Source organism: Pseudomonas sp., from assembly GCF_049301935.1.
Lineage (GTDB): Bacteria > Pseudomonadota > Gammaproteobacteria > Pseudomonadales > Pseudomonadaceae > Aquipseudomonas.
The window spans coordinates 19,787-28,263 of the sequence record NZ_JBAQLP010000125.1; the positions used below are offsets into that span (position 1 = coordinate 19,787).

Annotated in this window: 9 protein-coding genes; 3 read left to right on the top strand and 6 right to left on the bottom strand. The window is 63.9% G+C overall.

All coding sequences use genetic code 11. The features are described from left to right. Positions 1–182: 182 nt before the first annotated feature. Genes WA145_RS16505 through WA145_RS16515 form a run of 3 tightly spaced genes read right to left on the bottom strand, consistent with a single transcriptional unit; the run spans position 183 to position 2,910 of the window. Complete coding sequence (locus tag WA145_RS16505) at positions 183–1,064, bottom strand: ChaN family lipoprotein (protein WP_422582607.1); 882 nt, start codon at positions 1,062–1,064, stop codon at positions 183–185. Between the two features lie 41 nt (positions 1,065–1,105). Beyond that, entirely contained in the window at positions 1,106–1,873 is a 768-nt protein-coding gene (locus tag WA145_RS16510; protein ID WP_422582608.1) for a heme ABC transporter ATP-binding protein, read from the bottom strand. After that, positions 1,873–2,910, bottom strand: coding sequence for a FecCD family ABC transporter permease (locus tag WA145_RS16515; RefSeq protein WP_422582609.1), 1,038 nt, complete (start codon positions 2,908–2,910; stop codon positions 1,873–1,875). Before WA145_RS16515 ends, WA145_RS16510 begins: the two co-directional genes overlap by 1 nt. A gap of 196 nt (positions 2,911–3,106) precedes the next feature. On the opposite strand from WA145_RS16515, the gene WA145_RS16520 reads away from it, so the two are divergent. Continuing rightward, positions 3,107–3,439, top strand: a complete 333-nt coding sequence (locus tag WA145_RS16520) for a Rieske (2Fe-2S) protein (RefSeq protein WP_422582610.1) — start codon at positions 3,107–3,109, stop codon at positions 3,437–3,439. A gap of 95 nt (positions 3,440–3,534) precedes the next feature. Here the strand turns inward: WA145_RS16520 and WA145_RS16525 are convergent, their stop codons facing one another. After that, positions 3,535–4,425: an esterase/lipase family protein gene (locus WA145_RS16525; RefSeq protein ID WP_422582611.1), complete on the bottom strand. Its 891-nt coding sequence runs from the start codon at positions 4,423–4,425 to the stop codon at positions 3,535–3,537. 121 nt (positions 4,426–4,546) lie between these two features. On the opposite strand from WA145_RS16525, the gene WA145_RS16530 reads away from it, so the two are divergent. After that, positions 4,547–5,275 carry a class I SAM-dependent methyltransferase gene (locus WA145_RS16530; RefSeq protein WP_422582612.1) on the top strand — a complete coding sequence of 243 codons (729 nt, stop codon included), beginning with the start codon at positions 4,547–4,549 and terminating at the stop codon, positions 5,273–5,275. A 140-nt stretch (positions 5,276–5,415) separates the two neighbouring features. Here WA145_RS16530 and WA145_RS16535 read toward each other — a convergent pair whose 3' ends face one another. After that, positions 5,416–6,504 (bottom strand): fatty acid desaturase family protein, encoded by a 1,089-nt coding sequence (locus WA145_RS16535; RefSeq protein WP_422582613.1) that lies wholly within the window; start codon positions 6,502–6,504, stop codon positions 5,416–5,418. 17 nt (positions 6,505–6,521) lie between these two features. Then, positions 6,522–7,637 carry a ferredoxin reductase gene (locus WA145_RS16540; RefSeq protein ID WP_422582614.1) on the bottom strand — a complete coding sequence of 372 codons (1,116 nt, stop codon included), beginning with the start codon at positions 7,635–7,637 and terminating at the stop codon, positions 6,522–6,524. 213 nt (positions 7,638–7,850) lie between these two features. On the opposite strand from WA145_RS16540, the gene WA145_RS16545 reads away from it, so the two are divergent. Further along, positions 7,851–8,441: a TetR family transcriptional regulator gene (locus WA145_RS16545; protein WP_422582615.1), complete on the top strand. Its 591-nt coding sequence runs from the start codon at positions 7,851–7,853 to the stop codon at positions 8,439–8,441. The last annotated feature ends 36 nt before the right edge of the window (positions 8,442–8,477 follow it).

An 8,477-nucleotide genomic window follows, 5' to 3' on the forward strand; every position in this document is an offset into this window, starting at 1 on the left:
GTCGGGGCGTACTGGCCGCGGACAAGAGGCCGTCGTAGCCCGGATGCAATCCGGGAATTGATAGCGACGATAAAACCGCTCCGCGGATTTCATCCGGGCTGCCAGGTAGCGTCGTGTAGGTTGGCGCTGAGCGTACGAAGCCCAACGAGAGATCTAGGTCGGCGCCGTACTACATAGGGGGTTCAATCGCCGAAGTTGGCGCAGTGATCCTGCTCCGGCTGCGCCGCGGTGTACCAGACGAAATCCGCGGCGGAGGCGCTTACCGGGGTGCCCACTTCGGCGAGCATCAAAACCAGGCTGCCCGCTGGTTCGCCCAGGTCGCGCAGGTGCAAGGGCACCCCGAGGTCGCGGCGCACATGGTAGGCGCCGGCCAGCAGCATGCTCGGTGCGGGTGCGGCGAGTAACGCCTCGGCCATGCGCCGGTCGCGCTGCTGCTGCACGGCGAGCATCGCCGGCAGCTGGCTTTCCGGTAATTTGCCGCAGTGGGAGTCGCGGATTTGCGCCAACAGTTGCTCGCGTACCGGCTCGGCGGTCGAGGCAATACCGCTCAGCAGCGGGCGCTGACGATAGACCTTGAGTATTTCCGCGCGGTCCAGATCGGCCGCCAACACCGGATAGGGCTGCGCCAGCCCATGACGCAGCAGCGGTCCGTAAAGCATCCAATCCCAGCCCTTTTGCCAATTCAGCGCCGCCGGCAGATCCTCGCTCTGTTCACCGGCCGTCAGCTGAGCGCGCACCGCGTCGACGCTGCCCTGCTGATCCGGGGTGAGCATTTCCAGCAGCAGGCTGCCCTGCGCCCGTTGCGCCGCCAACGCCTGCAGCAACCAGAGTTGCAGCGCGTGGTGATCGGGATTGTCGTGCTGCTCGCCGACCAGCAGCCGCGGCGCGTCGGCCAGGCGTTCCAGCAGCTGCGGCGGGGTCAGGCGTTCGTCACTGCGCAGGTCGACGATCGTCCCCAATTCGGCATGCTCGCGCCCTTCTGGACTTTGCCAGGCTGGTAGCGGCGGCAAGGCACTTTGGCAGCCGAACAGCAGGCTGATAACCAACAGAATAAGCAGGCGCATAGGGTTTCCTTCAGTAGGTTTGCAGCAAAATACTGCGCCGCTCAGCGCGCGATTATCAGCGGGTGACCACGTTCCGGATGGCGCTGCACCAGCACTTCCAGGCCGAACACCGCCTGCAGCGGCTCGGCCTGCAACACCTGCTCGGGGCTGCCCAGGGCATGGGGGCGACCGCGTTCGAGCAAGAGCAGACGGTCACAATAGCGCGCCGCCAGATTCAGATCATGCAGAATCACCAGCACCGCCGCACCGCGTTCGGCGAATGCGCGCAGCGCTTGCAAGGTAGTGTGCTGATGCAGCGGGTCGAGCATCGAGGTGGGCTCATCGAGCAGCAGCACCTGCCCCTCGCCGCCCGGCCAGAGCTGCGCCAGCACCCGCGCCAGGTGCACGCGCTGACGCTCGCCGCCGGACAAGGCCAGGTAACTGCGCCCGGCCAGGTGCAAGGCATCGGCCGCCTGCAGCGCCTGCTGGATAATCTGCGCATCACGCACACGCCCGCTGGCGTGGGGTAAACGGCCCATGCCGACCACTTCTTCCACGCGAAAGGCAAAGCTTAGCGTCGAAGTCTGCGGCAATACCGCCAGGCGTTGCGCACGCTCGCTGCCGGGCCAGTCCTGCAAGCGCCGCTGATCCAGCCAGACTTCGCCTTGGGCAGGCGGCAACTCGCCGCACAAGGCGCCCAGCAAGGTGCTCTTGCCGGCGCCATTAGGCCCCAGCACGCCAAGCACTTCACCGGGACGCAACTCCAGGTTGATGTCCGCCAACACCGTACACGGGCCGCGCTGTACCGCCAGATTTTCTGCGCGCAGCATCAGGTATGCCCCCGCAGCAACAGATAAAGGAAGAACGGCGCGCCAATCAGCGCCGTGACGATACCAATCGGCAATTCGGCCGGGGCCAACGCCAGCCGCGCCGCCAGATCGGCCAGCAGCAACAGGCTGGCGCCCGCCAGGGCCGAGGCCGGCAACAGCACGCGATGATCCGGCCCCACCAGCAGACGCACCAGATGCGGCACCACCAGGCCGATAAAGCCGATCATCCCCGCCGCCGCCACGGCCGCGCCCACACCGAGGGCGGTACAAAACACCAGCTCGGCCTTGACCCGCTCCACGGCAAAGCCCAGGTGACGCGCCTCGGACTCGCCCAGCAGCAGAGCATTCAAGGCCTTGGCCCGCCGTGGCAACCACAGCGCCACTGCCGCCGTCACCAGCAGCAGCGGCCATAAACGGCTGTAACTGGCGCCATTCAGGCTGCCCAGGTTCCAGAACGTCAGGGTGCGCAAGGTGGCGTCGTCGGCCAGGTAGGTAAACAGGCCGATCGCCGCACCGGCCAATGCAGTTAGGGCGATACCGGCCAGGAGCATGGTCGCCACATGAGTTTCGCCGTCCCGCCGACCCAGGCGATAGACCAGCGCCGTCACGCCCAGGCCGCCGATAAAGGCGAACAAGGACAATAGATAAGGTGCAAAGGCTTCCGGCAAGCCGCCCAGTGCGGCGCCACCGACAATCGCCACCGCCGCGCCGAGGGCCGCGCCGCTGGAGACCCCGATCAAACCGGGATCGGCCAGCGGATTACGAAACAGCCCCTGCATCGCCACCCCGCACAGCGCCAGCACCGCGCCGATCAGCAACCCGAGCAAGGTGCGCGGCAGACGGATCTGCCCAAGTATCAGCTCGGCCTGAGCCAGGTCATCACCCGGTGGCGCCAGGCCAAGCAGGCGCAGCGCCACCTTGAGGGTGTCGAGCAGTGGCAGGCTGACCGGCCCCAGCGCCAGGGATAGCCAGAGCGCGAGTGCCAGCAGCAGGCTCAAAGCGATAAACAGTGAGCGCGGTCGAATAACAGGATTCATGTCGTGGGCTTGGCTTCGGCGACCAGAGGTTGGCTGGCAGGATAAAAGGCTGCGGACAAGGCCGCCAGCCCAACGCACTGGCTGGATCAGCCGACGGCCGATAATCCTCGCCCAAGCAAAACGACAACCACGGCAAGAGCCGCCCTTCCACTTCCGCGCCAGGGCGGCATAATGCCGGCCTGTCGAGGAGGTTCCCATGTTGCGTTTATGTGCCCCGGATGAAGTGGCCGAAGGCCAGAGCCGGGGCTTCGAAGTTGCGGGTGAAAAGCTGTTTGCCGTGCGCAAGGACGGCCAGCTGTATGCCTACCGTAATCGCTGTCCGCACCGTGGCATCCCCCTGGAATGGCTGCCCGACCAGTTTCTCGATGTCAGTGCCAGCCTGATCCAATGCGCCACCCACGGCGCGCTGTTTCTGATCGAGTCCGGCGAATGCGTCGCCGGCCCCTGCGCCGGGCAATCGCTGCAAACACTTGCCATCCGCGAAGATGCTCAGGACATCTGGGTCGATTTTGGCGAACTATTGGAATAAGCCTTTGTAGGATGGGTTGAGCGCAGCGATACCCATCAATGGCCGCTGCCCCAGACAAACAGCATGGGTATCGCAGGCTCAACCCATCCTACGAGCTAGAGCCCTGCCGCCTGCAAGCGCTGCGCATGCTCGACAAACAGCTTGACCGGCTCGGCACCCTTGCCGACCAGGCCGAAGGTCTGATTGATGATGTCGAAGTGATCCATCGGGTACTGATCACCGATCACCACTCCCAGGTGTGAACTGTAGCGCCCGACCATGCCGTCGCACTGCCCCGGCTCGCGCTGAAAGGTCTTGGCAAACATCCGGCAGGCGACATTCGGCCCATCGAAGCGGTTACCGCCTTTATCGGTGATACCCGGCTGGATGGTGCCGGACCAGGAGTAGTAGCGCACGCCGTTGACCTCGGCCGCGCCCTCACCGCCCCAGACTTCCGGCAGGCCCTGCGGGTACTGCAGGTTGAAGGCCGCCACGCCGTCGCTGGTCAGCGATTGCTGCGCCGCCGCCACATCCATCGGCAGTGGCTCGCCTTTATAGCCGCGCTCCAGCCAGGCCATGCACCGCGCCACGCCACGCAGCAGTCGCGCCAACAGCCGCTCGCGCCAGCTCCCGTGCGGGGCTTTGCGCTTGAGAAAGTCCGCCAGTTCCGAACCATGATTGGGCCCGGCCACCGAAGTAACAGAGGCCACCCACTCCGGTTTTAGCGCGGCCGCATAGCGCGCGGTCAAGGCACCCTGGCTATGGCCGATCAAGTGGACCTTTTCGGCGCCGGTCTGCTGCAACACATCGGCGATGCGCAGCAGCAGTTGCTCGCCGCGCACCTCGGTGGAATGCACCGAAGACACCAGCACCGGGAAGACTGTTGCACCGAGGCGGCGCAGCGCCGTGACGATGCCGTACCAGTAGGGATAACCGAGCAGGCTGATAAAGCCCAGTAAACCTGGCACCAGGACCAGGGGATAACGGGGTGCAGAAGATGTCGACATAGCAAACCATCCTTGTGTCATACCGCCGAGAAAGAAAGTACTGAACCACGAAGCATGCCAATGCCGCTCGTGGGAAAAATGGGCCGCCTGGCCTATAGTCCCGGCTTCTCTTTGCGCTGCCATGACCATGCATACCATCGAACGGATTTACCCGAAGGATCTCAACCCGCAGAACCCCGATGATCAGGCCAGCCTGCAGATTCATATGCAGCGCTACGAGTTCGCCGCCCTGCACTTAAGCGGCCAGCGCGTGCTGGATATGGCCTGCGGGTGTGGCTACGGCACGGCGCTACTGGCCGAGCGCAACCCGCACCTGCAGGTCACCGGGGTGGACATCGACCCGGCGGCCATCGCCTATGCCCGCGAGCATTACCAGCTACCCAACCTGCGTTATGAATGCGCCGATGCCGAACAGTTCCACAGCGATCAGGGTTTCGATTGCATCGTCAGCCTGGAAACCATCGAGCATCTGCCGCGCCCACAACAACTGCTGGCCAACTACGCGCGGTTATTGACCGAGAACGGTAAGGTGATCGCCTCGGTGCCAATCACCCCGACCCTGGACGGCAACCCGCACCACCTGCACGATTTCAGCAAACGCAGCTTTTACGCACTGTTCCGCCAGCAGGGCCTGCATGCCCGCCAGCACTTGGAGCAGATTCAGTGGTGGCAGTTCAAAGGTTTATTCTCGAAACAGGCCGATCAACACAAACAGCACCGCAGCGAAGGGGTCGGCAATGCTGTGCTGCTGTACTACCGCAAGCGCCCGCTGTACCTGTTTAGCCGGCTGTATTCGATGCTGCGCTACGGCTTTAGCAACCGTTATCTGACCTGCGTATTTACGCGCTAACTATCGACCCTGTAGATCCTGCATCTATTCGCAGGACCTGCGCCTTCGTAGGGTGGATGACGCTTCACTCATCCACCAACGGCAATGGTGGATGAAAACAGCGTCATCCACCCTACATAGCTCCGCTTGCTCGGGGGACTTCAAAGCCCCGCCGGCATAGCCTCAACGGGACGCCGGCGGTAGATCCAGATCCGCTTAAGCACCGTCGCAAATTGGCTCCACAGGCTGCCGTTGTTATAGACCTGGCCGTAACGCTCGGCGATCTCGCGCACTTCCACGGCCAACGCCGCATAGCGCCGCGCCGGCAGATCGGGGAACAGGTGGTGTTCGATCTGGTGGCTGAGGTTGCCGGTGAGGATATGAAACAGCGGCCCACCATTCAGGTTGCTGGAACCGCGCAGCTGACGCAGGTACCAGTGGCCACGGCTCTCACCGAGCACCGACTCCTTGCTGAATACCGCCGCCTGCTCGGTAAAGTGACCGCAGAAGATCACCGTGAAGGTCCACAGATTGCGGATCAGATTGGCCACGACATTACCGGACAGCACCGCCAGGGCATTGGCCCCGATCAACAGCGCCAGCAGCGGGAAGAACAGATAATCCTTGCCCCACTGGCGCAGGATCTTGGCGTTGAACTGTTTGATCAGCGGGCGCACCTCGGCCTTGCTCAGCTTGCCTTTGTAGACCTTGTCCAGGCGCAGATGCTGAATCGCCACCGAGTACTGGAACAACACCGCCTGGAGCGTCACCCACAGCGGCTGCCAGCGGTAGAACGGCTTCCAGCGCTGCTCGGGAAACAGCCGCACCAGGCCGTAACCGACGTCATCGTCCATGCCCAGTACATTGGTCCAGGTATGGTGTACGTGGTTGTGGGTGTGCCGCCAGAAGTCACTGGGCCCGGCGATATCCCACTCATAGCTGCGCCCGGCGAACTCGGGGTCATTCATCCAGTCGTACTGGCCGTGCATCACGTTATGGCCCAGCTCCATATTCTCCAGAATCTTGCCCAGGCCCAGCAGCAGCGTGCCAAGCAGCCAGGTCGGCGGGAACCAGCCGAGCATCAGCAGGCCGCGCCCGCTCCAGCAACAAAAGCGCACCGCCGCGCGAATCCGGCGGATATAGCGCGCATCCACCTCGCCCAGATCGGCCAGGGTGCGCTGACGCAGGGCGTCCAGCTCATTGCCGAAAGCGTTTATTTCATCCACGGACAGTTCGCGATCACCACGCATGGGGATTCCCTCGCCAGTTAAAGATCAATTTCTACGTCGCTATGGGGAGCGCTGACACACAGGCGGATCGACTGACCCGGCTCGCTGAATAGCAGGCCACTGCGCAAATCGCGCACCGTGCCGCTGAGCAAGGTGCAGGTGCAGCTGGCGCAGATGCCCTGGCGACAGCCATGGGCTGGCTGCAGGCCCTGGGCTTCGGCTTGCTCCAACAGGCTGTGCTGATTATTGGCAATGGCCTGTTGATGGCTGCGGGCAAAACCCAGGCGCACCTGGCGCAAGCTGACGTCGGCGCGCAGCGCGGGTGGGGTAAAGGCCTCGACCTGCAGCGCAGCAGGCAAACCGGCGGCCTGCCACCACTGCTGTACCTGCGCGACAAAGCCCGCCGGGCCGCAGGCCAGCACGCGGCGCTGATCCAGCTGCGCAACTTCGGCCAGGTGCTCGTCAGCAAAGCGTCCCGACAAACCATCCGGCTCAGCTCTGCCGGCAGTCAACGACCAGCGCACCTGCAGATTGCCATGCTGCGCCTGCAGAGCCTGCAACTCGGCAGCAAAACCGCGCTGGCCCTGCTCACGCACGTAATGCAGCAGCGTGATGGGTGCGCTGAAGCCTTGAGCCAGCGCGGCGCGCAGCATGCCCAGCAGCGGCGTGATGCCGCTGCCCGCAGCCAGCAGCAGCACGCCCTGTGGCGCCTCGGGCCAGCTCAGCTCGCCATACACCGGGCCTAGCTCCAGCACATCAGCCACCGCCAGATGCTCCAGCAGATAGGGCGATACGCGTCCACCCGCCTGATGCTTGATGGCGATCTGCAGGCGGCCATCCTTATGCACCGCCGTCAGGCTGTAGCTGCGGCTCAGGCGTACGCCATCCCGTTCGAGATACAGCTGCAGATGCTGGCCCGGCTGCGCGCCGCGCCAGTTGCCGTTGGCGCGCAGAGTCAGTTCAAGCATGTCATCGGCCACCCACTGGCGCTGGGTAACCCGGGCAAACACCCGATTCAGGCGCAGCGCCGGGTGCAACAGCGCCAGCCCGGCGTCGATATCGCTTTCCCGCAACCAGCCCTGGGCGACCAGCGCGCGCAGCGGATACAGCAGGCTGGCAAGCCCGCGCACCCAGGCAAAAGGAAGAAGGGCCATGGCAAGACTCCAGTGAACAATTGTTCACTAGACTGGCAGAGCTTATTTATTCAGTCAACACTCGTACACTCAAATAACGCAGTGCACGCGCGGTTCGACGGAAACAACGGCCATTTGTTAGAGTGCGGCGCTGATTTCGCAATGCAGAGCCATGCCCGCTTGAAACCACTACAACCGCGCGCCGAACAAAAACTGCAGACCCGCCACGCCTTGATGGACGCCGCGCGCAGCCTGATGGACAGCGGCCGTGGTTTTGGCAGCCTGAGCCTGCGCGAGGTGGCGCGTTGCGCGGGCATCGTGCCGACCGGTTTCTACCGGCATTTCGAGGATATGGACGCCCTGGGCCTGGCGCTGGTGGCCGAAGTCGGCGAAACCTTCCGCGAAACCATTCGCCAGGTACGCCACCACGAGTTCGAAGTGGGCGGGGTGATCGACGCTTCGGTGCGCATCTTCCTCGACGCCGTGGCGGCCAACCGCTCGCAGTTTCTGTTTCTCGCCCGCGAGCAGTACGGCGGCTCGCTACTGGTACGCCAGGCCGTGGGCGCACTGCGCGAACGCATCACCGCCGACCTGGTGGCGGATCTCGCGGCCATGCCGAAACTGCAGCACTTCGACGCCCCGGCGCAGAACGTGATCGCCGACCTGGTGGTAAAAACCGTATTCGCCACCCTGCCCGAACTGATCGACCCACCCGCAGCGCCCCTGCCGATGCACGCCTCGCCCGAGGTCAAGATGATCGAGCAGCTGCGCTTTATCTTTATCGGCGCCAAGCACTGGCAGGGCCTGGGCCAGACCCGCGATTGATTGCTGGGCGCACCAAAAACGCACACAAACCCAGCG

What these genes read in the sequence shown, in the direction of transcription:
- WA145_RS16515 (WP_422582609.1), bottom strand. Translation starts at nt 2,910, where the DNA reads ATGAATCCTGTTATTCGACCGCGCTCACTGTTTATCGCTTTGAGCCTG.
- WA145_RS16530 (WP_422582612.1), top strand. Translation starts at nt 4,547, where the DNA reads ATGACCATGCATACCATCGAACGGATTTACCCGAAGGATCTCAACCCG.
- WA145_RS16540 (WP_422582614.1), bottom strand. Translation starts at nt 7,637, where the DNA reads ATGGCCCTTCTTCCTTTTGCCTGGGTGCGCGGGCTTGCCAGCCTGCTG.
- WA145_RS16545 (WP_422582615.1), top strand. Translation starts at nt 7,851, where the DNA reads ATGGACGCCGCGCGCAGCCTGATGGACAGCGGCCGTGGTTTTGGCAGC.
- WA145_RS16510 (WP_422582608.1), bottom strand. Translation starts at nt 1,873, where the DNA reads ATGCTGCGCGCAGAAAATCTGGCGGTACAGCGCGGCCCGTGTACGGTG.
- WA145_RS16525 (WP_422582611.1), bottom strand. Translation starts at nt 4,425, where the DNA reads ATGTCGACATCTTCTGCACCCCGTTATCCCCTGGTCCTGGTGCCAGGT.
- WA145_RS16505 (WP_422582607.1), bottom strand. Translation starts at nt 1,064, where the DNA reads ATGCGCCTGCTTATTCTGTTGGTTATCAGCCTGCTGTTCGGCTGCCAA.
- WA145_RS16535 (WP_422582613.1), bottom strand. Translation starts at nt 6,504, where the DNA reads ATGCGTGGTGATCGCGAACTGTCCGTGGATGAAATAAACGCTTTCGGC.
- WA145_RS16520 (WP_422582610.1), top strand. Translation starts at nt 3,107, where the DNA reads ATGTTGCGTTTATGTGCCCCGGATGAAGTGGCCGAAGGCCAGAGCCGG.